Source organism: Stenotrophomonas sp. YJH_SMC_73 (genome assembly GCF_059370155.1).
The window spans coordinates 605,297-632,146 of sequence record NZ_JCAFTJ010000001.1 but is presented as its reverse complement, the minus strand read 5'-3'; the positions used below and the strand labels follow the sequence as shown (position 1 = coordinate 632,146).

At 66.1% G+C, this 26,850-nt stretch carries 25 protein-coding genes; 11 read left to right on the top strand and 14 right to left on the bottom strand.

The window, feature by feature from the left end:
- The first annotated feature begins 36 nt into the window (after nucleotides 1-36).
- Together AC5P8R_RS02820 and otsA are read left to right on the top strand one after the other, a co-directional pair.
- Nucleotides 37-1,818: a glycoside hydrolase family 15 protein gene (locus AC5P8R_RS02820; RefSeq protein WP_032960733.1), complete on the top strand. Its 1,782-nt coding sequence runs from the start codon at nucleotides 37-39 to the stop codon at nucleotides 1,816-1,818.
- On the top strand, nucleotides 1,815-3,179 hold the full coding sequence (gene otsA / locus AC5P8R_RS02815) for an alpha,alpha-trehalose-phosphate synthase (UDP-forming) (protein ID WP_014648191.1): 1,365 nt from the start codon (nucleotides 1,815-1,817) through the stop codon (nucleotides 3,177-3,179). Before AC5P8R_RS02820 ends, otsA begins: the two co-directional genes overlap by 4 nt.
- Before the next feature lie 70 nt (nucleotides 3,180-3,249).
- Here the strand turns inward: otsA and AC5P8R_RS02810 are convergent, their stop codons facing one another.
- Genes AC5P8R_RS02810 through rluD form a run of 4 tightly spaced genes read right to left on the bottom strand, consistent with a single transcriptional unit; the run spans nucleotide 3,250 to nucleotide 5,948 of the window.
- Nucleotides 3,250-3,687: a thiol-disulfide oxidoreductase DCC family protein gene (locus tag AC5P8R_RS02810; protein ID WP_169410665.1), complete on the bottom strand. Its 438-nt coding sequence runs from the start codon at nucleotides 3,685-3,687 to the stop codon at nucleotides 3,250-3,252.
- Complete coding sequence (locus tag AC5P8R_RS02805; protein ID WP_495222971.1) at nucleotides 3,662-4,168, bottom strand: DUF4166 domain-containing protein; 507 nt, start codon at nucleotides 4,166-4,168, stop codon at nucleotides 3,662-3,664. The genes AC5P8R_RS02810 and AC5P8R_RS02805 overlap by 26 nt, the downstream gene beginning before the upstream one ends.
- Nucleotides 4,169-4,188: 20 nt before the next feature.
- Nucleotides 4,189-4,959, bottom strand: a complete 771-nt coding sequence (gene pgeF / locus AC5P8R_RS02800) for a peptidoglycan editing factor PgeF (RefSeq protein ID WP_495222970.1) — start codon at nucleotides 4,957-4,959, stop codon at nucleotides 4,189-4,191.
- Nucleotides 4,959-5,948, bottom strand: a complete 990-nt coding sequence (gene rluD / locus AC5P8R_RS02795) for a 23S rRNA pseudouridine(1911/1915/1917) synthase RluD (protein ID WP_014038257.1) — start codon at nucleotides 5,946-5,948, stop codon at nucleotides 4,959-4,961. Before rluD ends, pgeF begins: the two co-directional genes overlap by 1 nt.
- 113 nt (nucleotides 5,949-6,061) lie before the next feature.
- Between rluD and AC5P8R_RS02790 the strand changes: the two genes are divergently transcribed.
- Both AC5P8R_RS02790 and AC5P8R_RS02785 read left to right on the top strand, forming a co-directional pair.
- Nucleotides 6,062-6,949, top strand: coding sequence for an outer membrane protein assembly factor BamD (locus AC5P8R_RS02790; RefSeq protein ID WP_032960726.1), 888 nt, complete (start codon nucleotides 6,062-6,064; stop codon nucleotides 6,947-6,949).
- 199 nt (nucleotides 6,950-7,148) lie between these two features.
- On the top strand, nucleotides 7,149-8,351 hold the full coding sequence (locus AC5P8R_RS02785; protein ID WP_495222969.1) for a lipase family protein: 1,203 nt from the start codon (nucleotides 7,149-7,151) through the stop codon (nucleotides 8,349-8,351).
- 142 nt (nucleotides 8,352-8,493) lie between these two features.
- On the opposite strand, the gene AC5P8R_RS02780 is transcribed toward AC5P8R_RS02785, so the two are convergent.
- From AC5P8R_RS02780 to sucC, 3 genes are all read right to left on the bottom strand, one after another.
- Nucleotides 8,494-10,128, bottom strand: coding sequence for an NAD+ synthase (locus tag AC5P8R_RS02780; RefSeq protein WP_014648197.1), 1,635 nt, complete (start codon nucleotides 10,126-10,128; stop codon nucleotides 8,494-8,496).
- A gap of 181 nt (nucleotides 10,129-10,309) precedes the next feature.
- Nucleotides 10,310-11,185: a succinate--CoA ligase subunit alpha gene (sucD, locus tag AC5P8R_RS02775; RefSeq protein ID WP_005410793.1), complete on the bottom strand. Its 876-nt coding sequence runs from the start codon at nucleotides 11,183-11,185 to the stop codon at nucleotides 10,310-10,312.
- Between the two features lie 20 nt (nucleotides 11,186-11,205).
- Complete coding sequence (gene sucC, locus AC5P8R_RS02770; RefSeq protein ID WP_004154430.1) at nucleotides 11,206-12,375, bottom strand: ADP-forming succinate--CoA ligase subunit beta; 1,170 nt, start codon at nucleotides 12,373-12,375, stop codon at nucleotides 11,206-11,208.
- Nucleotides 12,376-12,780: 405 nt separating this feature from the next.
- Here sucC and AC5P8R_RS02765 point away from each other — a divergent pair, with 405 nt between their 5' ends.
- The 4 genes from AC5P8R_RS02765 to AC5P8R_RS02750 all read left to right on the top strand — a co-directional run bounded on the left by AC5P8R_RS02765 (nucleotide 12,781) and on the right by AC5P8R_RS02750 (nucleotide 17,056).
- A complete protein-coding gene (locus AC5P8R_RS02765) occupies nucleotides 12,781-14,394 on the top strand; it encodes a sensor histidine kinase (RefSeq protein ID WP_014648198.1) in 1,614 nt (537 codons plus the stop codon).
- A gap of 60 nt (nucleotides 14,395-14,454) precedes the next feature.
- Nucleotides 14,455-15,828 carry a sigma-54-dependent transcriptional regulator gene (locus AC5P8R_RS02760; RefSeq protein WP_014648199.1) on the top strand — a complete coding sequence of 458 codons (1,374 nt, stop codon included), beginning with the start codon at nucleotides 14,455-14,457 and terminating at the stop codon, nucleotides 15,826-15,828.
- Nucleotides 15,829-15,999: 171 nt separating this feature from the next.
- Nucleotides 16,000-16,329 carry a hypothetical protein gene (locus AC5P8R_RS02755; protein ID WP_141098642.1) on the top strand — a complete coding sequence of 110 codons (330 nt, stop codon included), beginning with the start codon at nucleotides 16,000-16,002 and terminating at the stop codon, nucleotides 16,327-16,329.
- Nucleotides 16,301-17,056 carry a zeta toxin family protein gene (locus AC5P8R_RS02750; RefSeq protein ID WP_046432224.1) on the top strand — a complete coding sequence of 252 codons (756 nt, stop codon included), beginning with the start codon at nucleotides 16,301-16,303 and terminating at the stop codon, nucleotides 17,054-17,056. Before AC5P8R_RS02755 ends, AC5P8R_RS02750 begins: the two co-directional genes overlap by 29 nt.
- A 50-nt stretch (nucleotides 17,057-17,106) precedes the next feature.
- Here the strand turns inward: AC5P8R_RS02750 and pilB are convergent, their stop codons facing one another.
- From pilB to AC5P8R_RS02735, 3 genes are all read right to left on the bottom strand, one after another.
- Complete coding sequence (gene pilB / locus AC5P8R_RS02745; protein WP_014648200.1) at nucleotides 17,107-18,837, bottom strand: type IV-A pilus assembly ATPase PilB; 1,731 nt, start codon at nucleotides 18,835-18,837, stop codon at nucleotides 17,107-17,109.
- 224 nt (nucleotides 18,838-19,061) lie between these two features.
- Nucleotides 19,062-19,469, bottom strand: coding sequence for a pilin (locus tag AC5P8R_RS02740; RefSeq protein ID WP_075076080.1), 408 nt, complete (start codon nucleotides 19,467-19,469; stop codon nucleotides 19,062-19,064).
- A gap of 80 nt (nucleotides 19,470-19,549) precedes the next feature.
- Nucleotides 19,550-19,963 carry a pilin gene (locus AC5P8R_RS02735; RefSeq protein WP_075076079.1) on the bottom strand — a complete coding sequence of 138 codons (414 nt, stop codon included), beginning with the start codon at nucleotides 19,961-19,963 and terminating at the stop codon, nucleotides 19,550-19,552.
- Nucleotides 19,964-20,318: 355 nt separating this feature from the next.
- On the opposite strand from AC5P8R_RS02735, the gene AC5P8R_RS02730 reads away from it, so the two are divergent.
- Genes AC5P8R_RS02730 through coaE form a run of 3 tightly spaced genes read left to right on the top strand, consistent with a single transcriptional unit; the run spans nucleotide 20,319 to nucleotide 23,072 of the window.
- Nucleotides 20,319-21,578, top strand: a complete 1,260-nt coding sequence (locus AC5P8R_RS02730) for a type II secretion system F family protein (RefSeq protein ID WP_075076078.1) — start codon at nucleotides 20,319-20,321, stop codon at nucleotides 21,576-21,578.
- A gap of 7 nt (nucleotides 21,579-21,585) precedes the next feature.
- Nucleotides 21,586-22,449, top strand: a complete 864-nt coding sequence (locus AC5P8R_RS02725; protein ID WP_075076077.1) for a prepilin peptidase — start codon at nucleotides 21,586-21,588, stop codon at nucleotides 22,447-22,449.
- A gap of 11 nt (nucleotides 22,450-22,460) precedes the next feature.
- On the top strand, nucleotides 22,461-23,072 hold the full coding sequence (gene coaE / locus AC5P8R_RS02720; RefSeq protein ID WP_075076076.1) for a dephospho-CoA kinase: 612 nt from the start codon (nucleotides 22,461-22,463) through the stop codon (nucleotides 23,070-23,072).
- A 172-nt stretch (nucleotides 23,073-23,244) separates the two neighbouring features.
- On the opposite strand, the gene AC5P8R_RS02715 is transcribed toward coaE, so the two are convergent.
- From AC5P8R_RS02715 to AC5P8R_RS02700, 4 genes are all read right to left on the bottom strand, one after another.
- On the bottom strand, nucleotides 23,245-23,631 hold the full coding sequence (locus AC5P8R_RS02715) for a hypothetical protein (RefSeq protein WP_495222968.1): 387 nt from the start codon (nucleotides 23,629-23,631) through the stop codon (nucleotides 23,245-23,247).
- A gap of 531 nt (nucleotides 23,632-24,162) precedes the next feature.
- Nucleotides 24,163-25,533, bottom strand: a complete 1,371-nt coding sequence (locus tag AC5P8R_RS02710; RefSeq protein WP_032957212.1) for a sensor histidine kinase — start codon at nucleotides 25,531-25,533, stop codon at nucleotides 24,163-24,165.
- Nucleotides 25,496-26,173, bottom strand: coding sequence for a response regulator transcription factor (locus AC5P8R_RS02705; protein WP_005410804.1), 678 nt, complete (start codon nucleotides 26,171-26,173; stop codon nucleotides 25,496-25,498). The genes AC5P8R_RS02710 and AC5P8R_RS02705 overlap by 38 nt, the downstream gene beginning before the upstream one ends.
- Nucleotides 26,174-26,335: 162 nt before the next feature.
- Nucleotides 26,336-26,797: a hypothetical protein gene (locus tag AC5P8R_RS02700; protein ID WP_014648206.1), complete on the bottom strand. Its 462-nt coding sequence runs from the start codon at nucleotides 26,795-26,797 to the stop codon at nucleotides 26,336-26,338.
- Nucleotides 26,798-26,850 lie beyond the last annotated feature (53 nt).

Genomic DNA, 26,850 nt, shown 5'->3' with positions numbered 1-26,850 from the left:
CCAACCCCCACGGCCGCAACCGAGATGTACCGCGTGATGACCCAACCCGATCTTGATCTGGGCGTGGTCGGCAACGGCAGCTTCGGCGCCCTGGTCGACAAACGTGCCCGCGTTGTCTGGAGCTGCCTGCCCACCTTCGACGGCGACCCTACCTTCTGTGCGCTGCTCGGCCCCAACCAGCAGACCGGTGGCGACTTCGCCATCGAGCTGGAAGACTTCGCCAGCAGCGAGCAGGAATACCTCACCAACACGGCGATCCTGCGCACGGTGCTCCGCGACGCGCACGGCGGCGAACTGGAAATCCTGGATTTCGCCCCCCGCTGGCGGCAGAACGACCGCTTCTACCGGCCGGTCAGCCTGATCCGCCAGGTGCGTCCGCTGGCTGGCAGCCCGCGCATCACCGTGCGTGCGCGCCCGCTGGCCGACTGGGGCGCACGCGTGCCAGAGTCGACCTGGGGCAGCAACCATGTGCGCTGGATCCTGCCGGAGCACGTGCTGCGGCTGACCACCGATGTGCCGGTGCGCTTCGTGCGCGACGGCCTGCCGTTCGTGCTCAACCATCCCATCCACCTGATCCTGGGCGTGGATGAGTCACTCAACCGGTCGATCAGCGGCTACGTGCAGGAAGCCTTCCAGCGCACCCGCGACTACTGGCGCGAATGGGTGCGCTACCTGTCCATTCCACTGGAGTGGCAGGACGCGGTCATCCGCAGTGCGATCACGTTGAAGCTGTGCCAGTACGAGGACAGCGGCGCGATCATCGCGGCGATGACCACCTCCATTCCGGAAGCACCCGGCAGCGTGCGCAACTGGGACTACCGCTACTGCTGGCTGCGTGACGCAGCTTTCGTGGTGCGGGCACTGAACCGTCTCGGCGCAACGCGCACGATGGAACAGTTCCTCGGCTACATCTTCAACCTGGCCACCACCGACGGCACGCTGCAGCCGCTGTATGGCATCGGCTTTGAAGCCAAGCTGGACGAAGACGAAGTGCCCAGCCTGTCCGGTTATCGCGGCATGGGCCCGGTACGCCGCGGCAACCTGGCCTGGGTGCAGCGCCAGCACGATGTCTACGGCAGCGTGGTGCTGGCCTCCACGCAGCTGTTCTTCGACCGCCGCCTGCAGGATCCCGGCGACGCGCACACATTCGCCCGCCTCGAACCGCTGGGCGAACAGGCCTTCGCCCTGCATGACGTGCCCGATGCGGGCCTGTGGGAGTTCCGTGGCCGCACCGAGGTACACACCTACACCAGCGCGATGTGCTGGGCCGCCTGCGACCGCCTGTGCAAGATCGCCGTGCGCCTGAAGCGCGATGACCGTGCACACTACTGGCGCGAGCGCGCCGACACCATCCATGCGCGCATCATGGCCGAGTCCTGGAATGAGGAACTGGGCCACTTCACCGATACCTTCGGCGGCCATCGCCTGGACGCCTCGCTCCTGCTGCTGGCCGACATCGGCTTCATCGATGCGATGGACGCCCGCTTCATCGCCACCGTCGATGCGATCGGCCGCGACCTCAAGCATGGCAATTCGCTGTACCGCTATGTCGCGCCAGATGACTTCGGTGAGCCGGAAACCAGCTTCACCATCTGCACGTTCTGGTACATCGATGCGCTGGCGGCGATCGGGCGCATGGACGAGGCGCGCGAGATGTTCGAGCTGCTGCTGAAGCAGCGCAACCACCTGGGCCTGCTGTCGGAGGATCTGGCCTTCGACAGCGGCGAGGCCTGGGGCAATTTCCCGCAGACCTATTCGCACGTCGGCCTGATCACTGCCGCGATGCGCCTGTCGCGGTCCTGGCAGGAGGCATCGTGAGTCGTCTGGTGGTGGTTTCAAATCGTGTGGCCGTACCCGGCGAGAACCGCGCCGGCGGCCTGGCTGTCGGCCTGCTGGCCGCCCTGAAGGAACGCGGCGGCCTGTGGTTCGGCTGGAGCGGCAAGACGGTAAAGGACGGCAGCGGCACGCTGCACCGGCAGAAAGACGGTGACATCGACTACGTCACCATGGACCTGAGCAAGCGCGAGGTGGACGGCTACTACAACGGCTTTGCCAACCGCACGCTGTGGCCGCTGCTGCACTTCCGCCTGGATCTGGTCGACTACGACCGTGCCACCCGCGAGACCTACCACAAGGTCAACGCACTGTTCGCCGACAAGCTCGCGCCCTTGCTGCGCGAGGATGACATCGTCTGGATCCACGACTATCACCTGATCCCGCTTGGCGCACTGCTGCGCGAGCGTGGCATCGGCTGCCGCATCGGCTTCTTCCTGCACATCCCGATGCCCTCGGCCGACCTGCTGCAGGCGATGCCCGACCACCTGCGGCTGTTCTCCGCGCTCTACGCGTATGACCTGGTGGGCTTCCAGACCCAGCGCGATGCCGATCGCTTCCAGACCTACCTGCGCCTGTTCGGCGGCGGTCGGGTACTCGCCAACGGCGAGCTGGAGGCACCGGGCGGGCGTCGTTTCCGCGCGGCGGCGTTCCCGATCGGCATCGACACCGAGCTGATCGCGCGCCAGGCCGGTACCGCCGCCACCAAGGCCGCCGTAAAGAACCTGCGCGCCAGCCTGCGTGATCGCCAACTGGCGATCGGCGTTGATCGCCTGGATTATTCCAAGGGCCTGCCCGAGCGCTTCCTCGGCTTCGAACGCTATCTTGAGCGCCATCCCGACCAGCGCGGGTCGCTGACCTACCTGCAGATCGCCCCCGTCTCGCGCGGCGATGTCACCGAGTACCGGCAGCTGCGCAGCCAGCTGGAGCAGATCGCCGGCCACATCAACGGTGGCCACGCCGAGCCGGACTGGACGCCGCTGCGCTACGTCAACCAGAACTTCACCCATGCCACCCTCACCGGTTTCTACCGTGCAGCGGCGGTGGGGCTGGTCACGCCGCTGCGTGATGGCATGAACCTGGTGGCCAAGGAATACGTGGCCTCGCAGGACCCGGAGGACCCGGGCGTGCTGGTGCTGTCGCTGCTGGCCGGCGCCGCCGACGAACTCAAGCAGGCACTGCTGGTGAACCCGCACGACCTGGATGGCGTTGCCGACGCCATCGCCACCGCGGCGACGATGTCGCTGCGCAAGCGCAAGGAGCGCTGGCACGCCATGATGGAGCACCTGCGCACCTACGACATCAACCACTGGCGGCGCAGCTACCTGGACGCACTGGAAGGCTGAGGAAAAAGGGGACGGAGGGGATTAAGTCGTTTGTGCACAAACGACTTAATCCCCTCCGTCCCCTTTTTCTTCAATCCAGGAATCGCGCTGCCTGCTCCGGTGCGGGCAGATGACAGGCATCATGCCGCCCGAACCAGCGGTAGCGGTTGCGGGCCAGCGCGCGATACGCGGCATCCCGCCAGCCGCGCGGCAGCACCTTCAGTACGCCGCTCAGGCGCCATCCACCGCCCAGCCCGGCCAGTACACGCAGGATGGCATCGGTATCGGTCCAGGTGCCCTGCGCGTCCAGCAGCAGGAACGACGCCGGGTCCTGCGGGTCCAGCCCGTGTGCGCGCAGCAGCGCACTGCCCCGCTCGCCCTGCATCGCTGCAAAGCGATAACGTTCCTTGCGGTCGAAATGCAGCAGGAAGCGCACCCAGCGATTGCACAGAGCGCATACGCCGTCGAACACGATCACCGCGCTGCCAGTCTCGGCGGCACCGTCACTGTGGTTCGAGCCAGCCTTCATAGCGGATCAGGGCTCCGGCCCAGGGCAGCGTCACATCGACCAGGAAAGTGTAACGCTCGCCGCGCGAGGCTTCACGGCAGCGCACACCGCCGAACCAACGCGTCGGCAGCGGCAGCAGCCCGAACGCCCAGACCCGCCGCACCGACCAGTCGATGCCACCCTCGCGGGCCTGCAGCGCGAACTCGAAGCGAACCGCGCCCAGTTGCTCGCGCAGAAGCCCTTCGTGCGCCCACAGCCGCGACACCATCGGCCAGCGGCCAAACCGCCGCGCCCACTGCTCGCCCTGCCCGCGTGCACTGAACGCCACTTCGGTGGGCAGCGCGTCGCCGTCCTTCGGCAGCCGCGCCAACGCGGCCAACAGCGGCACCAGCCAGTGCCGCCCTCGCACGATGCGCGCCTGCCCCACGTAGCGGCAGGGCAACGACGCGGCATGCAGCGCCTGCACCGGCGCTGCCAGGGTGGCGAAGGCCGGCCCCAGCACGCGCGCGAACAGCGGCGTGGTCAGGGCGCGATCCAGGCCAGGGTCGCCATGCGCCCGGTACGACGGTCGCGCCGGTGCGAATACAGGTCAGGATCGGCCATGGTCGACACCGTGCCGCCATACACCTGCGCCGGGTCCATCCCCGCCGCCTGCAACCGCTGCCGCGCCAGCGCGAACAGGTCCACCTTCCAGTGGCCCGGCCGGGTCGCCACGAACGCCGCCCCGGCGGCCGGATCATGGCCGACGAAGGCGTGGTAGACCTCCTCGCCGATCTCGTAGTCGGCCGGCCCGGCAGCCGGGCCCAGCCAGGCCCGCAACTGCGCCGGCGGCGTCTGCAGGGCGGCCACCGTGGCCTCCAGCATGCCGTCAGCCAGCCCACGCCAGCCGGCATGGGCCGCACCCACCTCGCTGCCATCGGCCGCGGCAAACACCACCGGCAGGCAGTCGGCGGTCAGGATCGCCAGCACCACGCCCGGCACCGAGGTCACTGCGGCGTCGGCCACCGGTTCGCTGGCGCCGGGCACCGGCGGCGCGGTGAAGCGCAGCACGGTGCTGCTGTGCACCTGGCGCAGCCAGTGCGGTGCCGAGGGCAGTGCCAGCCCCTCCTGCAGCAGCTGGCGGTTGTGCTCCACGTTGGCCGGGGTATCACCATCGGCCGCGTGCCGGTTGCCGAGGTTGAACTGCGCGAACGGCGCCGGCGAAATGCCCGCGCCATGCCGGCGCGTGGTCAGCGCATGGACGCCTGCCGGCGCCGGCCAGTCCGCCTGCAGCAACGGCAGCGCGGCGGCCATCACCAGCGATCCCGCTCGCGGGCGGCGAAGGCTTCGCTGTCTTCGCGCAGCACCTTCATCAGGTGCAGCATGTCCTCCGGCACCGGCGCGGTATTGCGCACCGGCTCACCGGTGATCGGATGCATGAACTCCAGGGTCTCGGCGTGCAAGGCTTGGCGCTTGAAGCCGCGCAGCGCGGCCACCAGCTCGTCGCTGGCACCCTTGGGCAGCTTCAGCGCACCGCCGTACAGCGGGTCGCCGATGATCGGATGGCGCACGTGTGCCATGTGCACGCGGATCTGGTGGGTACGGCCGGTTTCCAGGCGGCACTCCAGCGCGGTGTGCGCACGGAAGCGCTCGCGCAGGCGGTAGTGGGTCACCGCTTCCTTGCCGTCTTCGCGCACCGCCATCTTCAGCCGGTCGCGCGGGTGGCGGTCGATCGGGGCATCGGCGGTACCGCCTGCCACCAGCGCGCCCATCACGATGGCCAGGTACTGGCGGTGCACGTCACGGGCCGCCAGTTGCTCGACCAGCGCGGTCTGCGCTTCCAGGGTCTTGGCCACCACCATCACGCCGCTGGTGTCCTTGTCCAGGCGGTGCACGATGCCCGCGCGCGGCAGCACCGCCACCGAGGGGTCGCGGAACAGCAGCGCGTTGACCAGGGTGCCGCTGTGGTTGCCGGCGCCGGGGTGGACCACCAGGCCGACCGGCTTGTTGATCACCAGCACATGCTCGTCCTCGAACAGCACGTCCAGCGGGATGTCCTCCGGCTGGGCGTCGGTCTGGGTTTCCAGCACCACATGGAGGGTCACCACCTCGCCGCCGCGCAGCGGATCGCGCGGGCGCACCTGGGCGCCGTCCAGCAGGACGTCACCGGACTTGATCCACTCGGTCAGGCGCGAACGCGAATATTCGGGGAACAGTTCGGCCACGACGGCATCGAAACGACGGCCGGCGGCGGTGTCGGGGACGATGGCCTGGCGGGCCGATTCAGAGGGTTGTTCAGACATGGCAGGGGGCATTCTTTGAAATTTTGGGGTCCCGGCGGCCGGTTTCAGTCGCTGGACAGGACACTAGGCTATCATCGACCCTTCGTATTCCAGCCGCGTCCCGCCTCGACCCCATGATCCGACGCTCCGCCATGCTCTCCGCGCCCGTCCGCCTCACCGCCCTGCTGCTGGTGCTGGTCATCGCCGCAACCGGCTGCCACCGCGGCGCCAAGAAGGGTGATCGCCCCGACGAAGGCGTGCCGGTCGAACAGCTGTACGAGAAAAGCCACAAGCTGATGCAGGGCGGCAACTGGAGCGGCGCCGAAGCCAGCTTCCGCCGCCTGGTGGCCCAGTATCCGTACGGCCCGTACACCGAGCAGGCGATGATCGAAACCGCCTACGCCCAGTACAAGGCCGGCAAGCACGATGACGCCGTCTCCAGCATCGACCGCTTCATCCGCACCTACCCGACGCACCGCAACATCGCCTACCTGTACTACCTGCGCGGCCTGGCCAATTCCAACCGCAGTACGGTTTTCCTGCGCCGCGTATGGTCGCTGGATGCCAGCCGCCGCGACCTGTCCACGCCGCACCAGGCGTACTCGGACTTCAACATCGTGGTTGATCGTTACCCGAACAGCCGCTACGCCGCCGATGCGCGTCAGCGCATGCTGGAGCTGCGTGACGTGTTCGCCCAGCACGAGCTGGACAACGCCCTGTACTACATGCGCCGCGGCGCCTGGGTCTCGGCCGTGGGCCGCGCCAACTACCTGCTGGAAACCTACCCGCAGAGCGCCTTCCAGTACGACGCCGTGGCCGTGCTGGCCGATTCCTACACCCACCTGGGCAACAAGACCCTGGCCGACGACGCCCGTCGCGTCCTGCAGCTGAACCAGCCGGATCACCCGTGGCTGGAAGGCAAGTGGCCGAAGTACCCGTGGATGATCCGCAAGCTGAACCCGTTCGCCGGCGAGAAGTCCGCCAGCACGGGCCAGCGCAACGCGCGACTGGAGAAGAAGTAAGAGAGGGCCCCGAAAGGGGCCCTTCTTCTTTGTGGAGTCGAGCCACGCTCGACTGCTTTCCTCATCCGCCTCCCCGCGCCGGGGCCGGCACCTAGGAATGCTACGAATCCAGCGCGGATGCGACGCCGGTCGCAGCCCGCCTGGGCGAGGCGCTCCACACTGCGGCGCAACGGCCACACCGGCCATCACGGAGCGTCCCATGGCCCCACTGCGCTGCAGTTTCCGTCCCCTGTCCTGCCTCATCGCCACCGCCCTGCTGGCGCTGTCCCCGCGCCCCCTGGCCGCTGCACCGGCCGCGCCGGGCGATCTGCTGTCTGCTGCCCCCTATCGCGCGTCGTGGGTGCCGTCGAAGGCCGCGCAGGCCTACAAGCTGCACTACCGCACCCCGGACCACCGCGGCCAGCTGGCCGAAGGCACCGGCCTGCTGTACCTGCCCGCCGGCGCGGCGCCTGCGGGCGGGTGGCCGGTGGTGTCCTGGGCACATGGCACTCAGGGCATTGCGGATCGCTGTGCGCCCTCGGTCTCCGGCCCCACCCATGCCGAACGCGACGGACGCTTCCTGGACGTGTTCCTGGCCCAGGGCTATGCCGTCGCCGCCGCCGACTACCAGGGCCTGGGCAGCCCAGGCAATCATGCCTACCTGCACGTGCGTACGGCGGCGCGCAACGCCATCGACATGGTCAAGGCCAGCCGCCAGTACCTGGGTACGGCAACATTGTCGCCGCGCTGGGTCTCGGTAGGCTATTCGCAGGGGGGCGCGGCCGCGCTGGTCGCCGGCCACCTGGCGGCGTCCCATGGCGGGCCCTCACTGCAGTACCGCGGCAGTTTCACCGCCGGAACGCCCACCGCAGTCGAACTGACCGCGCTGGTGATGAATCCCGGCAACCGCACCGCCAATCCTGGCGCACCCAACGCATATCACGCGTATCTGCTCGACGGCCTGCTGCAGGCCGCGCCTCAGATCGACCGCGTCCTCAGCGACGCAGGCCGTGCCCGTGTGGCAGTGGCCCGCGAGCAGTGCCTGAGCGAACTGACCGCCACGCTGGACGGCGCCGATACCGGCAGCATGTTTACTGCACCACTGACCAGCGTGCCGGGCATCTGGGCGGTGCTGTACGACTATCTGGGTGTACCGCGCCGCGGCTTCAGCCAGCCGCTGATGCTGGCCCATGGCAGCGAGGACCGCGACGTGCCCTATCTGACCACCCTGCTGTACGCCGCAGGCCTCGCCGTGCGAGGCGAGCCGGTCGCGTTCCGGCGCTACCCGGTCGATCATCGCGGCACGCTGGATGCGGCGGCGGCGGATGCCCTGGCGTTCGTGCGTGCACGACTGGAGGGCGACCACTTCAACGACGCTGCGGAGATCGCAGGCCTCGAACAACGGCTCGACGAAGCCCGGTAGATCCACGCCATGCCGGATACGCGATCCAGGAAGTTGCCGGCCAGCGGCCGGCACTACCGAATGCAGTAGATCCACGACATGCGTGGATACGCGCTATAGGGCGTTGCCGGCCAGCGGCCGGCACTACCTGCCAACCGCTGCCTCAGCCCTTGTAGCCGTTGCTGATCGGGTAACGACGCTCGCGGCCAAAGGCGCGGCGCGAGACCTTCGGCCCCGGCGCGGCCTGGTGCCGCTTCCACTCGCTGATGCGCACCAGCCGCAGCACGCGGTCGACCACGGCCGCGTCATAGCCGGCCGCCACGATCTCCGTGCGCGACTGCTCTTGGTCGATGTAGCGGTACAGGATGCCGTCCAGCACGTCATAAGCCGGCAATGAATCCTGGTCCAGCTGGTTCTCGCGCAGCTCGGCCGACGGCGGGCGGCTGATCACCGCCGGCGGGATCACCGGCGCGCCGCCCACGGTATTGCGCCACTTGGACAGGCCGAACACTTCGGTCTTGTACAGGTCCTTCAGCGGCGCATAGCCACCGCACATGTCGCCGTAGATGGTGGCGTAGCCGACCGCATACTCGCTCTTGTTGCCGGTGGTCAGCAGCAGGCCACCGAACTTGTTGGCCAGCGCCATCAGGATCACGCCACGGCTGCGCGACTGCAGGTTCTCTTCGGTCACGTCCGGCGCGGTGCCCTCGAACATCGGCGCCAACGCTTCCATCAGGCCCTTGAACGCCGGCTCGATCGACACCGCCTCCAGCTTCACGCCCAGCGCCTGGCACTGCTCGGCCGCCAGGTCGTTGGACAGGCCCGCGGTGTAGCGCGACGGCAGGCGCACGGCGGTTACGTTCTCCGCGCCCATCGCGTCGACCGCCATGGCCAGCACGATCGCCGAGTCGATGCCGCCGGACAGGCCCAGCCACACTTTCTTGAAGCCGTTCTTGCGGCAGTAGTCCTGGATGCCACGGGTCACCGCGCGCCAGGCCAGCGCGTCCATGCTCTCGTCGCCGTCGTCCATCCACACGTGCGGCATGAAGCGGCGGCTGGCGCCGTCGTACTCCACCACCAGCCACTGGTCGACGAAGGCAGCAGCGGCCGGGTGCACCGTGCCATCACCGTCGGCCACCACCGAGGCGCCATCGAACACCAGCGCGTCCTGGCCGCCAACCACGTTGAGGTAAGCGATCGCCGCCCCGCTCTCGCGGGTACGTGCAGCCAGCACGGCGTCGCGCTGGGCATGCTTGCCACGCTCGTACGGCGAAGCATTCGGCACCACCACCAGCTGCGCACCGGCGCGCATGGTGTCGGCCAGCGGCTCGGCAAACCACAGGTCCTCGCAGATCAGCAGGCCAACCGGAATACCGTTGACCTCGAACACGCAGCTGCCGCCATCCGGATCGACATCGAAGTAGCGGCGCTCGTCGAACACGGCGTAGTTGGGCAGCTCACGCTTGCGGTAGGTCTGCTCGACCAGGCCATCACGCAGCACGCTGGCGGCGTTGTAGACCACCGCGCCAGCCGCCTGCGGCCAGCCGACCACGGCGGTGATGCCGCGGCAGGCGGCAGCGATGCGGGCCATCGCCTGCTCGCACTCGTACAGGAAGCCCGGGCGCAGCAGCAGGTCTTCCGGCGGGTAGCCGCTCACCGCCAGCTCGGGGAACATCACCAGCTCGGCGCCGTACTCGTCGCGCGCCTGGCCGATCATCTCGATGATGCGCTCGGTGTTGCCGGCGACATCGCCGACCGGGAAGTCGAACTGCGCCATCGCGATGCGGATCGAAGCCATGGGATTCCAGCCTGTGGTTGCAATGCCGCCATTGTAACGCCGGGGTCAGATCCGTTTTGCGCAGCAAAAGGGATCTGGCCCCACGCCAGACGCAGAAAGGCCGCCCGGAGGCGGCCTTTCTGTGTTCAAGCAGCCGGCCAGCGGCCGGCTCTACAGCATCGTCTGCCGGAGGCAGTCGATCTTATTTCACCAGCTTGGCGATGGCAGCGCCCAGGTCGCCCGGCGAGCGGACGGTGACAACACCGGCAGCTTCCATGGCGGCGAACTTGCCTTCGGCAGTGCCCTTGCCGCCCGAGGCGATCGCACCGGCGTGGCCCATGCGCTTGCCGGCCGGAGCCGACGCACCGGCGATGAAACCGACGACCGGCTTCTTCACGTGGTTCTTGATGTACTCGGCGCCGGCTTCCTCGGCGTCGCCGCCGATTTCGCCAACCATGATGATGCCTTCAGTCTGCGGGTCTTCGTTGAACAGCTTCAGGCAGTCGACGAAGTTCAGGCCGTTGATCGGGTCACCACCGATGCCGATGCAGGTGGACTGGCCCAGGCCGACTTCGGTGGTCTGCTTGACCGCTTCATAGGTCAGGGTGCCCGAACGCGACACGATACCGATCTTGCCCGGCTGGTGGATGTGGCCCGGCATGATGCCGATCTTGCACTCACCCGGGGTGATGACGCCCGGGCAGTTCGGCCCGATCAGCACGGTGTCCGGATGCGAACGGGTCAGCACGTTCTTGACGCGCAGCATGTCCAGCACCGGGATGCCTTCGGTGATGCAGACGATGACCTTGATGCCGGCAGCAGCGGCTTCCAGGATCGCGTCGGCCGCGTACGGCGGCGGCACGTAGATGACCGAAGCGTTGGCGCCGGTGCTCTGCACGGCGTCGGCAACGGTGTTGAAGACCGGCAGGTCGATGTGGGTGGTGCCACCCTTGCCCGGGGTCACGCCGCCAACAACCTGGGTGCCGTACTCGATCATCTGAGTGGCGTGGAAGGTGCCCTGCTGGCCGGTGAAGCCCTGCACGATCACCTTGGTGTTCTTGTTAATCAAAACAGACATGGGAATTCCTTGGTGTCGAATCAGGCAGCGTTCTTGACAGCTTCAACGATCTTCTTGGCGCCATCGTTGATGTTGTCAGCCGGGATGATGGCCATGCCGCTGTCGCGCAGCAGCTGCTTGCCTTCTTCCACGTTGGTGCCTTCCAGGCGCACCACGACCGGAACCTTGACGCCCACTTCCTTCACGGCGGCGATGATGCCTTCGGCAATCATGTCGCAGCGGACGATGCCGCCGAAGATGTTGACGAAGATGCCTTCAACCTTGTCCGAGGACAGGATCAGCTTGAACGCTTCGATGACGCGCTGCTTGTTGGCACCGCCGCCCACGTCCAGGAAGTTCGCCGGCTCGCCGCCGTTGAGCTTGATGACGTCCATGGTGGCCATGGCCAGGCCGGCGCCGTTCACCATGCAGCCGATGTTGCCGTCCATGGTGACGTAGTTGATGTCCAGCTCCGAAGCGATCACTTCGGTCGGATCTTCCTGGGTCTTGTCGCGCATGGCGACCAGGGCCTTCTGGCGGAACGCGGCGTTGTCGTCGCTGTCGAACTTGCCGTCCAGCGCGTACAGGTTGCCGTCGTCCAGGATGGCCAGCGGGTTGATTTCAACCAGGGCCAGGTCCTTTTCGTTGAACAGGCGGTACAGGTTCACCATGATGCTGGCGAACTGGCCGGCCTGCTTGGCAGTCAGGCCCAGCTTGAAGCCGAAATCACGGCCGTGGTAACCCTGCACGCCTTCGACGAAATCGACGTTCAGCGAGTGGATCAGCTCCGGGGTTTCAGCAGCGACCTGCTCGATTTCCACGCCGCCTTCCGAAGAGGCGATGTAGGTGATGGTCTTGGTGCCACGGTCGACCAGCACCGACAGGTACAGTTCCTTGACGATCTCGCCGGCGGTGGTCACCAGCACCAGGTTGACCGGCAGTTCAACGCCTGCGGTCTGGTAGGTGGCCATCTTGGTGCCGAGCATCTTGGCCGCAGCGGCCTTCACGTCGTCGGTGGTCTTGCAGAACTTGACGCCGCCAGCCTTGCCGCGGCCGCCAGCGTGGATCTGCGCCTTGACCATCCAGGGGCCCTGGCCCAGGGAGTTGGCAGCGGCAACCGCTTCGTCCGGGGTCGCAGCGACCTTGCCGGCCGGGACCGGGATGCCGTACTCGGCAAGCAGTTGTTTTGACTGGTATTCGTGGAAATTCATGCGTCACCGTGGGAATAGGAACGACCGCACGCAATTCCTCAGGGCCCCGGCGGGGCGCCGGCATGGACCGCGGCGGGCCCACTATTGTGGCCGAGCCGGCGCCGGGGCGCAAAGAAGTCTGTACAAAACGCCAGACCCGGCCAGATTTCCGCCGTCATTCAGGCAGTTGCGCCCGGCGGCCCACTGGCCACCGGTATCCATCCCGGGCCAAATGCGCGATCCGGGCGGCTCCGGCGGCGCCCTGCCCGGGGCCCTATACTGGCCGACCAAGGTGTGTAGAGTCGGGCTTGCCCTGCTGCTTCCACCGCAGGCCACATCGAAGCGACGTGCCCGCCCGGCCTCAGGGGACGCCGGGCAGGCCTGCCGCAGATTCCAGACCCAGGCAGCCAGAAGGGGAGTTCCGGCGTGTCACCCAGTGCTTCATTGATCGACCGCATCGAATCGATTCCGCGGCGTGAGCTGTATTTCTTCGCGCTGTACCGGGTGCTGATCGCCTCGGTCATCGCCGCCCTGCTCTACAGCCCGCTGTCGGCCATGGTCGGCGAAGCGCACCACCCGCGGCTGGCCGACACCGTCGCCGCCATCTACCTGGTGCTGTCCCTGCTGGCCCTGGTGATCGGCCGCAACGAACGCTGGCTGCGCCCGATCGTGGTCAGCGGCGTGCTGGTGGACATCGTCGCCGCCACCCTGTTGTCGCATGCCCTGCCCGGTGCCAGCGCCGGCATCTCGATGTCGCTGCTGTTCAACATCGCCGCCGCCGCCACCCTGCTGCCGCTCAGCCTGGGGCTGGGCCTGGCCCTGGCCGCCAGCCTCGCCACCGGCGTGGAGTACACCTGGAAGCTGCTGGAAGGCGGCGACCCCACCCGTACCCTGGCCGAACTGGCCATGTTCGCCACCAGCTACCTGGCACTGGCCTTCATCAGTTACCAGGTCGGCAGCCGCGCGCGCCGCAACCAGCAGCTGGCCAACCAGCGCGGCGACGAAGTGGCCAACCTGTTCCAGATCAACGAGCTGATCATCCGCCGCATGCGTACCGGCGTGCTGGTGGTCGACGCCGACAACCGCGTCACCCTGGCCAACGAGGCCGCCTCGATGCTGCTCGGTGACAGTGATGGCAGCGGCGAAAGCGGCCGCCTGGACCTGGCCAGCGCCGCCCCGGAACTCGCCCGTCGCCTGCAGCGCTGGCGCAATGGCTGGGCGCAGGACGAACTACCGCTGCAGCTCAACCCCGACCAGCCCGAAGTGCAGCCGCGCTTTGCCCGCCTGCTGGCCGGCAGCGACCTGGCCCTGGTGTTCCTGGACGACTCCAGCGTGGTCTCGCGCCGCGCCGAATCGCTCACCCTGTCGGCGATGGGCCGCTTCTCGGCCAGCCTCGCCCACGAGATCCGCAACCCACTGGCCGCGATCAACTACGCGGTGCAGCTGCTGGAAGAAGGCACCGGCTTCAACGAAAGCGACCGCCGCCTGCTGCAGATCATCCGCCAGCAGTGCCAGCGCACCAACGGCATCGTCGAAAGCGTGCTGGGCCTGGCCCGGCGCGAGCGCGCCACGCCGGAGAACGTCGACCTGGCCGCCTTCGTGCGCCGCTTCGTGCTGGAGTACAAGCAGGGCCAGACGCTGGAGACCGACAGCATCGAGCCGATCATCAACGACACCTCGGTGCTGGCCCAGGTCGACACCAAGCACCTCTACCAGGTGCTGACCGTACTGGTGCACAACGCGCTCAAATATGGGCGCATCGGCCAGCAGCCGGCGCGGGTGCGCCTGCGCGTGGCGCAGCACGAGCGCAGTGCGGTCATCGACGTGATGGACCGTGGCCCCGGTATTCCCGAGAGTGTGGCCGCACAGTTGTTCCGGCCGTTCTTCACCACGTCCGAGCATGGCACCGGGCTGGGCCTGTATATCGCCCGCGAGCTGTGCCGGGCCAACCAGGCGCGGCTGGACTACATCCCGGTTCCCGCTGGAGGCTCCTGCTTCCGCCTGGTGCTGCCCGGCCCGCATACGCTGTTGCCCACCTGATCTCGATTCCGTGCGTCAAACATTTGTCGCTTCCAGCCCCCTCGTTTATCTTTCACGCCCATGAACGAAACCCGCAGCGCCCTCGTCGTCGACGACGAACGCGACATCCGCGAACTGCTGGTACTGACGCTCGGCCGCATGGGGCTGCGCATCAGTACGGCAGCCAACCTTGCAGAAGCGCGCGAACTGCTGGCCAGCAATCCGTACGACCTGTGCATCACCGACATGCGCCTGCCGGACGGCAATGGCATCGAGCTGGTCAGCGAGATCGCGCAGCACTACCCGCGCACGCCAGTGGCGATGATCACCGCCTTCGGCAGCATGGACCTGGCCGTGGAAGCGCTGAAGGCCGGCGCCTTCGACTTCGTCAGCAAGCCGGTGGATATCGCCGTGCTGCGCGGCCTGGTCAAGCACGCGCTGGAACTGAACAACACCGAGCGCCCTGCACCCGGCCCCGCCGCCGAACAGGGCGCACGCCTGCTCGGCGATTCGCCGGCCATGGACGTGCTGCGTACCACCATCGGCAAGGTCGCGCGCAGCCAGGCGCCGGTCTACATCCTCGGCGAATCCGGCGTGGGCAAGGAGCTGGTCGCACGCACCATCCACGCCCAGGGCGCCCGCGCGGCCGGCCCGTTCGTGCCGGTCAACTGCGGCGCCATTCCCGGCGAGCTGATGGAAAGCGAATTCTTCGGCCACCGCAAAGGCAGCTTCAGCGGCGCCCACGCCGACAAGCCCGGGCTGTTCCAGGCCGCGCATGGCGGCACCCTGTTCCTCGACGAAGTGGCCGAGCTGCCGCTGCAGATGCAGGTGAAGCTGCTGCGCGCGATCCAGGAAAAATCAGTGCGCGCGGTGGGCGCGGCTACCGAGGAGCCGGTGGACGTGCGCATCCTCTCGGCCACCCACAAGGACCTGGCCGAGCTGGTCGAGGACGGGCGCTTCCGCCACGACCTCTACTACCGCATCAACGTGATCGAACTGAGGGTGCCGCCGCTGCGCGAGCGTCGCCAGGACCTGCCGGAACTGGCCGCATCGGTACTGGCACGGCTGGCCCGCAGCCATGGCCGCCCGACGCCGTTGCTGGCGCCGTCGGCGCTGGACGCACTGGCCCAGTACGCCTTCCCCGGCAACGTGCGCGAACTGGAGAACATCCTGGAACGCGCGCTGGCCCTGGCCGAAGAAGACCGCATCGGCGCCGACGACCTGCGCCTGCCGCAGCATGCCCCGCGCACGCCCGGCAGCGCAGCACACGCCGAGGCCGTGGTGGACCTGCAGCCGGGCAGCGCCGCCCTGCCCTCGTACATCGAACAGCTCGAGCGCAGCGCCATCCAGCGCGCGCTGGAAGAGAACCGCTGGAACAAGACCCGCACCGCCGCGCAGCTGGGCATCACCTTCCGCGCGCTGCGCTACAAGCTGAAGAAGCTGGGGATGGAGTAAGGACAGGGTCGGATCCCTTCCGAAGGAAAGGGCATCAGATGGTCCAACAAACTGAATAAGTAAATGGACGCAACATCCATTGATCAGGCTACCTTGTTGTCGCCCGAATGATCTGATAGCGTCCGCTCCATGTCCCGGAAATCGCCCCCGCAGCCATACAGGCAAACGCTTGTGGTCGCCGACCGCGTTGCCGTCGCCCGTCAGAAGCCAGGTACCAAGAAGGCCACGGACAACTGGCGCCAGATTCAGTTCGGCTCAGTACTCATCAATAGTCCAGCGCTAGACGCCAAGGCTGGGCGGCAAGGCCGTGCGGAAAGCCAGCGCGCGCTACAAGCACTTGGCCAGGCACTAGGCCGCCCTGGCGTCACACTCAAGGAAGCGCGAGGCGTTCCTTACTACAGTGCAGACCCACAGCATCCTGGCGTGATCATCCGCCGCCTCGATGGAAAGATAGCCCAAGGACGGTTTATCAATGGCAAGTTCAAGGAAAACGCCGCCTGACCTGGCGACTGCATTCGGCCGTATAGAACAGGCAAGGGCAGAAACTAATCGCCCGCTTGCGGTCATTCTTGCCGGCCACAATGGGTCTGGTAAATCGACATTGTGGTATGAACACTTGGCCGATTCGTTGCAGATTCCTCTGATCAATGCTGATCGCATGATGCTGTCCATCCTGCCAGATGCGAACAAGCAGGCGCTCCCACAATGGGCGGTGCAACTACGAGACGAAAATGACGCATGGATGAAGGTCGCACAGCAAGGAGTCCAGGCTTTCGTCGGCCACGCGATGACGGCAAACGTTCCCTTTGCGTTTGAGACGGTGTTCTCGCACTGGCAGCCTCGTGGCGACGGTACGTTTGAATCAAAGATTGATCAAATCCAACAACTGCAGGAGGCGGGCTACTTCGTCATTCTGGTTTTTGTTGGGTTGGCCAATGATCAACTTTCCATCGCACGGGTTCTAACACGTGTTGCCAGCGGCGGACACAACGTCCAGCCGGGAAAGCTGACCTCGCGCTTTCCTCGAACGCAAAGGGCCATTGCGGCTGCAGCGGGCGTGGCTGATGCCTGCATTCTGACCGACAACAGCCTGAACGAAGAAGAAGCGTTTACGGTATGTCGGATACAACTCGGCAATATCGAAATTTTCGACTGCCGTACGGACGATCATGCAGTGGCCAAGCCCATCCTTGAATGGATGAACATTGTCAGTCCGATCGCCGCGTGACTATGGAAAGAGCCCCACCCAGCGGAGCTCTACAATGATCACTCTCCGCCTCAATCTTTCGTAACGCGGTTGATCTCGGCCAAGCTCGTGACGCCAGCAGCCGCCTTCTTCAACGCCGACTGGCGCAGATCGTTCACCCCGATCTGCTGTGCGGCCTCGGCAATCTGCAACGCATTGCCACCGGCCAGCACGATCGTGGCGATCTCGTCGGTCATCGGCATCACCTGGTAGATACCGGTGCGGCCCTTGTACCCCTCGGTGCACTCGTCACAGCCGACCGCCTCGTACAGCTCGATACCCGCATCCAGCTGCGCCTGGGTAAAGCCCTCGGCCAGCAACGCATGTTCGGGCAGGTTGGCCGGGCGCTTGCAGTTGTTGCACAACCGGCGCGCCAGGCGCTGGGCGATCACCAGCGTCACCGAGCTGGTGATGTTGTACGGCGCGATGCCCATGTTCATCAGGCGCGCGATGGTCTGCGGTGCATCGTTGGTGTGCAGCGTGGATAGCACCATGTGGCCGGTCTGCGCCGCCTTGATCGCGATCTCGGCCGTCTCCAGGTCGCGGATTTCGCCGACCATGATGATGTCCGGATCCTGTCGCAGGAACGAGCGCAATGCCGCGGCGAAGGTCATGCCGCGCTTGTTGTTCTGCTGCACCTGGTTGACGCCGGGCAGGCGGATTTCCACCGGGTCTTCGGCGGTGGAGATGTTGCGCGTCTCGTCGTTGAGGATGCCCAGCGCGGTATACAGCGACACCGTCTTGCCCGAACCGGTCGGGCCGGTCACCAGCACCATGCCGTAGGGCTTGTGGATGGCGTCCAGGAACAGCTTCTGCTGGTCCGGCTCGTAACCCAGCTTGTCGATGCCCAGCTTGGCCGCGCTGCCGTCCAGGATACGCAGCACCACCTTCTCGCCGAACAGGGTCGGCAGCGTGCTAACGCGGAAGTCGATCTGCTTGGTCTTGGACAGGTTGAGCTTGATGCGTCCGTCCTGCGGCACGCGCTTCTCGGCGATGTCCAGCTGCGCCATCACCTTCAGGCGCGCGGCGATGCGCTGGTTCAGCTTCACCGGCGCGCGCGCGACCATCTTCAGCAGGCCATCGATGCGCAGGCGCACGCGATAGTCGTCTTCATAGGGCTCGAAGTGGATGTCCGAGGCGCCCTTGCGGATCGCGTCCACCAGTACCTTGTTGACGAACTTCACCACCGGGGTGTCATCACCCTTGGCATCGATGCCGGAGTCGCCACCGGCGCCGAGATCCTCGTCTCCGGCCGCAACATCCAGGTTGCCCATGCCATCGTCGTCACCGCCCAGCGCGTCGCCCAGCGTGTCATGGCTGGCATGCCACTGCTCGAGCGTGCGGCGGATCTGGTCTTCATCCACCAGGATCGGCTCCACCACCAGATTGGTGTGGAACTTGATCTCGTCCAGCGAATGGGTCGGATTGCTGGTACCCACGAACAGCTTGCCGCCGCGCTTGAACAGCGGCAGCACGTTGTGCTTGCGCAGCAGCTCCTCGCTGACCAGGCTCATCGCGTTCTGGCTGGCGTCGAACGTGGACACGTCGAACAGCGGCATGCCGAACTCGACCGCGTTGGCCGCCGCCAACTGGGCCGCCCCGACCACCTTGTTCTGCGCGAACCAGGTCGGCAGCGGCTGCCGGGCCGCAGCGGCCTTGGCCATGGCGTCGCGGGCGGAAGCCTCGTCCAGCGCACCATCCTGGACCAGGCGACGGGCCAGGCCGGTGATGCCGACGAGATTGGCGGTGGTTACGGCGTTCATATGGATCCTTGGCTCATCATGGGTCAGGCAGTGCGGCGCGCCTTCCAGAGGCACCGCACAGGGCAGCAGAACCTGCCGCGACCCGATGGCCGACGACGACGCCAATCCTTCAGCATGACTGCCTCGCCCGGCACTCCCAGCCCGGCAGGCACGATCCTGACTCCCCCGGGGATGATAGCCCCGTCAACGGCCCGCCAACATCCCATTGGCAGGCCGAAGTGTGATCAACAGCCGGTTGGGCGATAGCGCGCTTCGAAGGCGCTGCCGTCGCAGGTCCAAGTGCCGTCGGCTGCGCGACGGAGGACCAAGTTCTTGCCCGATACTGGCGCCCCTCCAACGAGAGTGCACGTGATACTGCCCACGCCCGTCGCCGCCAGTTCCGCTGAAACCGCAGAACACCTCGTACTCGGCTTGAGCCCAATGTATTCCGCGTTAACCAGAGATGCGTTCTGGTTGTCCTGGGCAACGGACTCCATCGTGGTCTTACCCGGCCGGATATCCGACAAAGCTGCAGCCAAATCAGCCTTGGCCACGTAATCCTGATACATCGGCAATGCAATAGCTGCCAGGATGGCAATGATGGCAACTACTATCATCAGCTCGATCAGTGTGAAACCCCTAGTTCGCTTCATGGCTCCCCCAGCTCATGAGTGAGTTATCGCCCTTCCAAACGAAAGAAGCCCCGCTTTCGCGGGGCTTCTTCCGGAGCGCTTTAGGCGCCGGTGCAGCCCGTCGGGGCGTACTTCTTCAGTACGGTCGTGGCACAGGTCCAAGTACCGTCAGCAGTGGCGCGGGTCAGGGTGATGGTCTTGTCCTTCACCTGAGAGTTACCAGCCAGGGTGCAGGCGATCGACGCTGCACCGGAAGACGCGGTGCCCTTCACGGTGACGGTCGGGCAACGGGTCGAAACCTTCAGACCGATGTCAGCCGGATCAGCGAAATCCTTGCCTTCGTTGAGTGCGACCTCAGCAGCGGTCTTGCCGCTGGTGACTTCGGCCAGGCCCGCCGCAGTCTGCGACTTGGCCACGTAGTCCTGGTACATCGGCAGGGCGATGGCGGCCAGGATGGCGATGATCGCAACGACGATCATCAGTTCGATAAGGGTGAAGCCCTTCTGGTTCTTCATTTGGTACATCCCCAAGATAAGTGGTGGTTGATTTCAGAAGTCAGGATCGGTCTGACCAGCGGCCAGCTGAGCGGGTCCTGCCCCCTGCGGGTGGATCAACGCAGGTTGCGTGCCAACCCCGGCACGCCTCCCCCTGGATTTCCCCGCGCCCATGATGGCAGCTATTTCACGGATGGGAACCCCCCGGATGCGAATCTGCGATGGACGCGGCAATGTGACGCAGTGCGTCACCTTTGGCCGGCAACCGGCACGAATTCGCATCATGGGCCCCTTGGCAACTGCCCAGACGGGCATGAACCCGCTACCATCGACGGCTAGACGCCCGCCTGGGGATGGCGGGTCTTGGGGAGCCGATATGTCTGTCAGTCGCAGTGCGATCAAGAAGGAGCCCGTGGCGCGCAGCACCACGGAACTGCAGCCGTTTGTCTGGGAGGGGACCGACAAGCGGGGCGTGAAGATGAAAGGGGAGCAGGCCGCGAAGAACGCGAACCTGCTGCGGGCTGAACTACGCCGCCAGGGCATAAATCCCGGCGTGGTCAAACCCAAGCCCAAGCCGCTGTTTGGCGCGGCCGGGAGCAAGATCACACCCAAGGAAATCGCTTTCTTCAGCCGGCAGATGGCCACCATGATGAAGTCAGGCGTACCCATTGTGGGGTCGCTGGACATCATCGCGAACGGGCACAAGAACCCGCGCATGAAGAAGATGGTGGATGGCCTGCGCACCGACATCGAGGGCGGCTCGTCGCTCTATGAGGCTGTCAGCAAGTACCCGGTACAGTTCGACGAGCTCTACCGCAACCTGGTACGGGCCGGTGAAGGCGCCGGTGTCCTGGAGACGGTGCTGGACACTGTTGCCAACTATAAAGAGAACATTGAGGCGCTGAAGGGCAAGATCAAGAAGGCGATGTTCTACCCGGCGATGGTACTTGCGGTTGCCCTGCTGGTCAGCGGCATCCTGCTGGTCTGGGTCGTACCGCAGTTCGAAGACGTATTCAAAGGCTTCGGTGCAGACTTGCCGGCGTTCACGCAGTTGATCGTCAACATGTCTAGATTCATGGTCTCATGGTGGTGGCTGATCCTGCTGGTCATCATTGGCTCGGTAGTAGGCTTCATCGCCGCTTATAAGCGTTCACCGAAACTGCAGCACAGCATAGATCGGCTGATACTGAAGCTGCCGGTCATTGGGCAGATCATGCACAACAGCTCGATCGCCCGCTTTGCCCGTACCACCGCCGTGACCTTCAAGGCGGGCGTACCACTGGTGGAGGCACTGAGTATCGTGGCCGGCGCTACCGGCAATACGGTTTACGAGCATGCCGTATTGCGCATGCGCGACGACGTGTCGGTCGGTTACCCGGTCAACATGGCCATGAAGCAGACCGCCCTGTTCCCGCACATGGTCATCCAGATGACCGGCATCGGTGAAGAGGCGGGCGCCCTGGACGCCATGCTGTTCAAGGTGGCCGAGTACTATGAGCAGGAGGTCAACAATGCCGTTGACGCCCTGAGCAGCCTGCTGGAACCTGTGATCATGGTGATCATTGGTACCATCGTCGGCGGCATGGTCATCGGCATGTACCTGCCGATCTTCAAGCTCGCTTCCGTCGTCGGATAATCACTACATGGCATTTCTCGACCAGCATCCCGGCCTCGGCTACCCCGCCGCGGCCGCCCTGGGGCTGCTGCTGGGCAGTTTCCTCAACGTCGTCATCCTGCGCCTGCCCAAGCGGCTGGAGTGGCAGTGGAAGCGCGATGCGCGCGAGGTCCTGGAGGAACCGGACTTCTACGAACCCCCGCCACCGGGGATCGTGGTCGAGCCCTCGCACTGCCCGCACTGCAAGCACAAGCTGAGCTGGTACGAGAACATCCCGCTGTTCAGCTGGATCATCCAGGGCGGCAAGTGCCGCCACTGCAAGGCGCCGATCTCGTTGCAGTACCCGCTGGTCGAGGCCCTGACCTCGGTGCTGGTGCTGGCCTGCGTCTGGCAGTTCGGCTTCGGCTGGCAGGGCTTCGGCGCCATCGTGCTGACCTGCTTCCTGATCGCCTTGTCTGGCATCGACCTGCGCACCCAGCTGCTGCCCGACCAGTTGACCCTGTCCCTGATGTGGCTGGGCCTGATAGGCAACATCGACAACCTGTACATGCCGGCCAAGCCTGCCTTGGTCGGCGCGGCGGTGGGCTATCTGTCGCTGTGGATGGTCTGGTGGCTGTTCAAGCAGCTGACCGGCAAGGAAGGCATGGGCCACGGCGATTTCAAGCTGCTGGCCGCCCTCGGCGCCTGGTGCGGGCTGAAGGGCATCCTGCCGATCATCCTGCTGTCGTCGGTGCTGGGCGCCATCATCGGCTCGATCTGGCTGTACACCCGGGGCCGTGACCGCGCCACGCCGATCCCGTTCGGCCCCTACCTGGCGATCGCGGGCTGGCTGTACTTCATGTGGGGCGCGCCCGTGGTGGAGCAGTACCTGGTGTTGAGCGGACTGCGCTGAGGGGAATCCCCATGAGCCGCTATGTGGTTGGCCTGACCGGCGGCATTGCCGCCGGCAAGAGCGAGGTGACCCGGCGCTTCGACGCGCTGGGCATCGTGGTGGCCGACGCCGATCTGGCCGCCCGCGCGGTGGTTGCCGCCGGCAGCCCGGCCCTGGACCGTATCGCCGAGCGCTTCGGCGCCGGCATGCTGCAGGCGGACGGTAGCCTGGACCGGGCACGCCTGCGGGCCCACGTGTTCGCCGACCCGGCCGAACGGGCGGCGCTGGAAGCGATCACCCACCCGGCCATCCGTCTGCTGATGCAACAGCAGTGCGAGCAGGCCGCCAGCCCCTATGCGATTGCCGCCATTCCGTTGCTGACCGAGGTCGGTGGGCGGCAGGCCTACCCGTGGTTGGACCGGGTATTGCTGGTGGATGCGCCCGAAGCCGTGCAGCACGCCCGGCTGATGCAGCGCGACGGCATCGACGCCGCGCTGGCCGACAAGATGATCGCCGCCCAGGCCAGCCGCACGCAGCGGTTGGCACTTGCCGATGATGTGGTGGTCAACGATGGTCACCCGGAAGAGCTGCAGGCGCAGGTGGAAGCGCTGCATGAGCGGTATCTGGGGTTGGCTGGGGGTTGAGGCTTGGTTGCCGGCCAGCGGCCGGCACTACCACACGCATCCACGCATTGCGGCGATTTACCCTGCACCAGCGCGGAACTGCTGTAGAGCCGAGCCCACGCTCGGCTGCGATCATCAAGCCGAGCATGGGCTCGGCTCTACAAAGCGTTCTGCATTCACGCGTGGCGTGGACCTACTCCAGCTGCAGGCGGGCATAACGGGCCAGTTCTCGTGCGCCGAGCAGCAGGCCGTCGACGACATCCGGGCTCAGCTGCTGGTGGGCACCGCCCTGTTCGCGGGCGGCTTCGGCGGCGTGCAGCACCTGCATGAGTGCATTCAAGCCGGCCAGGGTGCGGCTGAGACCGGCCATGGTGACCGCCTGGGCAGGGCTGAGGCCCTGCGCTTCCAGTCGCCGGCCGTCGGCGGCATCGCGGCCGTCCATGCGGGCAAGCAGCGCAGGCAGCAGATCCTTCGGATCATCGAGCAGGGTTTCGATGCGCGCGGCGACGTCGGCCGGCAGCAGGTCAGCGGCTTCGCCGATCAGTGCGTACAGTTGGGGGAACACGGGGCGTGCGGACATGGTGAATCTCCTCGCAGACGACGAGCCACCTGCGGATGCGAGGTGGCGGACGGTGCGGGTTGGCGTACCGGAGATCCGACATTCAGCAAAAATACTCCAGCGGATTCTGATGAATCCCCACGCACCGCCCGCCGAAGCAAGGCACGCGGTGCATTTTCAACGACTGGCCGAGGGGCCGTCGAAGAGAGCTGAATGTTGGTTTTTTTCAGGACGCCAATCCCGGCCAGGGCACCTGCCCCGGCCGCCCCATCTGGCCATCACGCAGCGCTGTGATCTGTAAGGAAATTCTCAAGCCGCTGTTGGGTGTACGAATGCGTGCATGCGGACACGCGCGCTACGTGGCAACGGTCACGGTGATGTCGTGTTGGGCTTCTGGCCCATCCTTCCTGCGAGGGGAATTCGGTGGCACAAGCGACAGAGGGCGCGACACGAACCCGCTGTGGAGCCGAGCCCATGCTCGGCTTCGGGAAGCCACGGCAGCCGAGCGCAGGCTCGGCTCTACAAGTGGAGCACCCACCCAAGCAGGGGCCCTTACAACGGCTTCGGCGAGAACGTCAGCGTGGCGATCACGCCGCGCTCGCCACCGGGGCGCACGCTGACCTGCCAGCCGTACAGATCGCACAGGCGGCTGACGATCGACAGGCCGATGCCACCACCCTGCGAATGGCCGGCATGGGTGCCGCGATAGCCGCGCTGGAACAGCTTGGCGGCGTCTTCTTCGCTCAGGCCCGGGCCGCTGTCAGTCACCGACACTGAATTGCTGCCGACAAAGACGCGCACTTCGCCATCCTGCGAGTACTTCACCGCGTTGCCGATCAGGTTGCCCAGCGCCACCGACAAGGCCGCCTCCGGCGCATCGATCACCAGGTTGCGCTCGCCTTCCAGCGCCAGCTCCAGCGGCTTGCCACCCAGCTGGGCGCGGTGGGCGTCCAGCAGCTGTTCGGCCACGCGCGCGACGTTGCTGGTGCCCTGCCCGCGCTCGTTGCGCGACAGCAGCAGCAGCGCGCCGATCAGGTCGCTGCACTGCTGTTCGGCGCGTTGGATGCGCTGTAGCCGCTGCAGCACCTTCTCATCCAGGCCGGGCCGGGTCAGCAGCAGTTCGGTGGCGCCACGGATCACCGCCAGCGGCGTGCGCAGTTCGTGGCTGACGTCGGCATTGAACTCGCGGTCGCGCTGCACCACTTCGGTCAGTCGCGACGAATAATCATCCAGCGCCTGCGCCAGCTGCCCCACTTCGTCGTCGGGGAACCGCGGCGCCAGCGGCTCGGGATCACTGGTGCCGCCGCGATAGGCACGCAGCCGCGCGGCCAGGTCCGAGACCGGCTTCATCACCTTCGATGCCGACCACCAGCCCAGCACCAGCGACAACAGGCTGAACACCAGCACCGACAGCACCAGCGCGCGGTTGAGCTGCTGCCCACCGCGCACGCTGTCGGTCATGTCGTAGGCCAGGAATGCCCAGGCGTCGGGCGTCTTGCGCACGGCCAGCTTGTAGGAATAGCGCTGGCCGCGCTCGTCCACGCCGCCCATGTTGTACAGGCCATCCTTGAACTCATACCAGTCCGGCTCTTCCTCGCGCAGCGCGTCAAACTTGTCAGGCTTGATCAGGCGCGCACGCATCTGCTGCACGGGCAGGTCGGGGTTGCGATCCGGGCTCTCGTAGAACCGCCGCACGTACTCGTTGATGTTGCGGTTCATCACGTCTTCCACCAGCTGGTTTTCCACGCGCATGCGGGCCCAGTTGGTGGCAAACGCGAACAGTGTCGTCAGGCAGAAGCCCAACAACACGAACGAGACGATGATGCGGCTGCGCAGGCGCCGCCGATACGGCGAACGCCGGCGCTCCCCCTTGGTTGCCACGGAATCAGGCTTCCGGGGTGGCGATGCGGTATCCGATGCCATGGCGGGTCTGGATCAGCGGCACTTCAAACGGCTTGTCGACCACCGCACGCAGGCCGTGGATGTGGACACGCAGCGAATCCGAGTCGGGCAGCTCCTCGCCCCACACGCGGGTTTCCAGCTCCTGGCGGGTGACCACGGCCGGCGCGGCCTCCATCAGGGCCTGCAGGATCTTCAGCGCGGTCGGGTTGAGTTGCAGCAGCTTGCCCTGGCGGCGCACTTCCAGCGTGTCAAGGTTGTATTCCAGGTCGCCGGTTTCCAGCACGCGGGTCTGCACGCCCTTGCCGCGGCGCGACAGCGCGTTCAAGCGCACTTCCACTTCCTGCAGCGCGAACGGCTTGATCAGGTAGTCATCGGCGCCGGAATCGAAACCGGCCAGCTTGTTGTCCAGCGAGTCGCGGGCGGTCAGCATCAGCACCGGGGTCTGCTTGCGCGCTTCGTTGCGCAGCTTGCGGCACACTTCGATGCCATCCATGCCCGGCAGGTTCAGGTCCAGAACGATGGCGTCGAACTCGTGGACCACGGCCAGGTGCAGGCCGGTCACGCCGTCGGCGGCGAAGTCCACGGTGTGGCCACGATCCTCAAGGTAGTCGCCAAGGTTGGCGGCGATGTCGCTGTTGTCTTCGATTACGAGAATGCGCACTGGGACCTCTGGTTCTTGAAGGGTCGTCGGGGGGCCAGGCCCACCCGCTCAGGATGCCCCTGCGTGGGTGGACGCGACGTCTACCTGCTGAACGATACAGGTTCCATTCTTAACATTTCGTACCGAAGGGCCGACACCGGCAAAAGCCCCCTCGGCGAGCGGTCAGCGGCTGATGCGCTGCTGGTCGGTCAGCGCCCGGCGGCTGTCTTCCTGGGCCTTGCGACGCTGGGCCACGGTCAGGCAGACGCTGGTCGGCATGTTGCTGCCGGTAAGGCGCTCGCGGCGGCAGATCATGCGGCTGTCGGCCTGGGCGCGGGTCATGATGGTGTTGACGATCTCCTGCTCGTTGAACAGGTCGTTGCGCTCCTGCGGGGCCAACTCATCCACCTTCTCCCGGCCATTCATCTTGATCCGGATCCGGTTCAGTGCCTGCTGCACGCGACTCTTGTCCTCCAGCCCGATCTCGCTGTAGTCCTCGCTGCCCATGGCCGTTTCAACGCGGCGGATCTGCTCGGACACCGGGGTGAAGGCATCCATCTGCACGGTGTCCTTCTGCGCCTTGGCCTGCACGGTGGCTACCAGGCCGAGCGACAGCATCAGGGCAAGTGTCGTATTGCGGTACATGACGAGCTCCATGTTCGTCCATGAATAGGGTCTCGACTGTACGATTCCGCCGA

Coding starts and splice junctions, on each gene's coding strand:
- AC5P8R_RS02725 (WP_075076077.1), top strand. CDS start 21,586: ATGGCATTTCTCGACCAGCATCCCGGCCTCGGCTACCCCGCCGCGGCC.
- AC5P8R_RS02785 (WP_495222969.1), top strand. CDS start 7,149: ATGGCCCCACTGCGCTGCAGTTTCCGTCCCCTGTCCTGCCTCATCGCC.
- sucD (WP_005410793.1), bottom strand. CDS start 11,185: ATGTCTGTTTTGATTAACAAGAACACCAAGGTGATCGTGCAGGGCTTC.
- AC5P8R_RS02730 (WP_075076078.1), top strand. CDS start 20,319: ATGTCTGTCAGTCGCAGTGCGATCAAGAAGGAGCCCGTGGCGCGCAGC.
- pilB (WP_014648200.1), bottom strand. CDS start 18,837: ATGAACGCCGTAACCACCGCCAATCTCGTCGGCATCACCGGCCTGGCC.
- AC5P8R_RS02710 (WP_032957212.1), bottom strand. CDS start 25,533: ATGGCATCGGATACCGCATCGCCACCCCGGAAGCCTGATTCCGTGGCA.
- AC5P8R_RS02715 (WP_495222968.1), bottom strand. CDS start 23,631: ATGTCCGCACGCCCCGTGTTCCCCCAACTGTACGCACTGATCGGCGAA.
- AC5P8R_RS02810 (WP_169410665.1), bottom strand. CDS start 3,687: ATGAAGGCTGGCTCGAACCACAGTGACGGTGCCGCCGAGACTGGCAGC.
- AC5P8R_RS02735 (WP_075076079.1), bottom strand. CDS start 19,963: ATGAAGAACCAGAAGGGCTTCACCCTTATCGAACTGATGATCGTCGTT.
- AC5P8R_RS02820 (WP_032960733.1), top strand. CDS start 37: ATGACCCAACCCGATCTTGATCTGGGCGTGGTCGGCAACGGCAGCTTC.
- sucC (WP_004154430.1), bottom strand. CDS start 12,375: ATGAATTTCCACGAATACCAGTCAAAACAACTGCTTGCCGAGTACGGC.
- AC5P8R_RS02760 (WP_014648199.1), top strand. CDS start 14,455: ATGAACGAAACCCGCAGCGCCCTCGTCGTCGACGACGAACGCGACATC.
- AC5P8R_RS02740 (WP_075076080.1), bottom strand. CDS start 19,469: ATGAAGCGAACTAGGGGTTTCACACTGATCGAGCTGATGATAGTAGTT.
- pgeF (WP_495222970.1), bottom strand. CDS start 4,959: ATGGCCGCCGCGCTGCCGTTGCTGCAGGCGGACTGGCCGGCGCCGGCA.
- AC5P8R_RS02780 (WP_014648197.1), bottom strand. CDS start 10,128: ATGGCTTCGATCCGCATCGCGATGGCGCAGTTCGACTTCCCGGTCGGC.
- AC5P8R_RS02790 (WP_032960726.1), top strand. CDS start 6,062: ATGATCCGACGCTCCGCCATGCTCTCCGCGCCCGTCCGCCTCACCGCC.
- AC5P8R_RS02750 (WP_046432224.1), top strand. CDS start 16,301: ATGGCAAGTTCAAGGAAAACGCCGCCTGACCTGGCGACTGCATTCGGC.
- rluD (WP_014038257.1), bottom strand. CDS start 5,948: ATGTCTGAACAACCCTCTGAATCGGCCCGCCAGGCCATCGTCCCCGAC.
- AC5P8R_RS02700 (WP_014648206.1), bottom strand. CDS start 26,797: ATGTACCGCAATACGACACTTGCCCTGATGCTGTCGCTCGGCCTGGTA.
- coaE (WP_075076076.1), top strand. CDS start 22,461: ATGAGCCGCTATGTGGTTGGCCTGACCGGCGGCATTGCCGCCGGCAAG.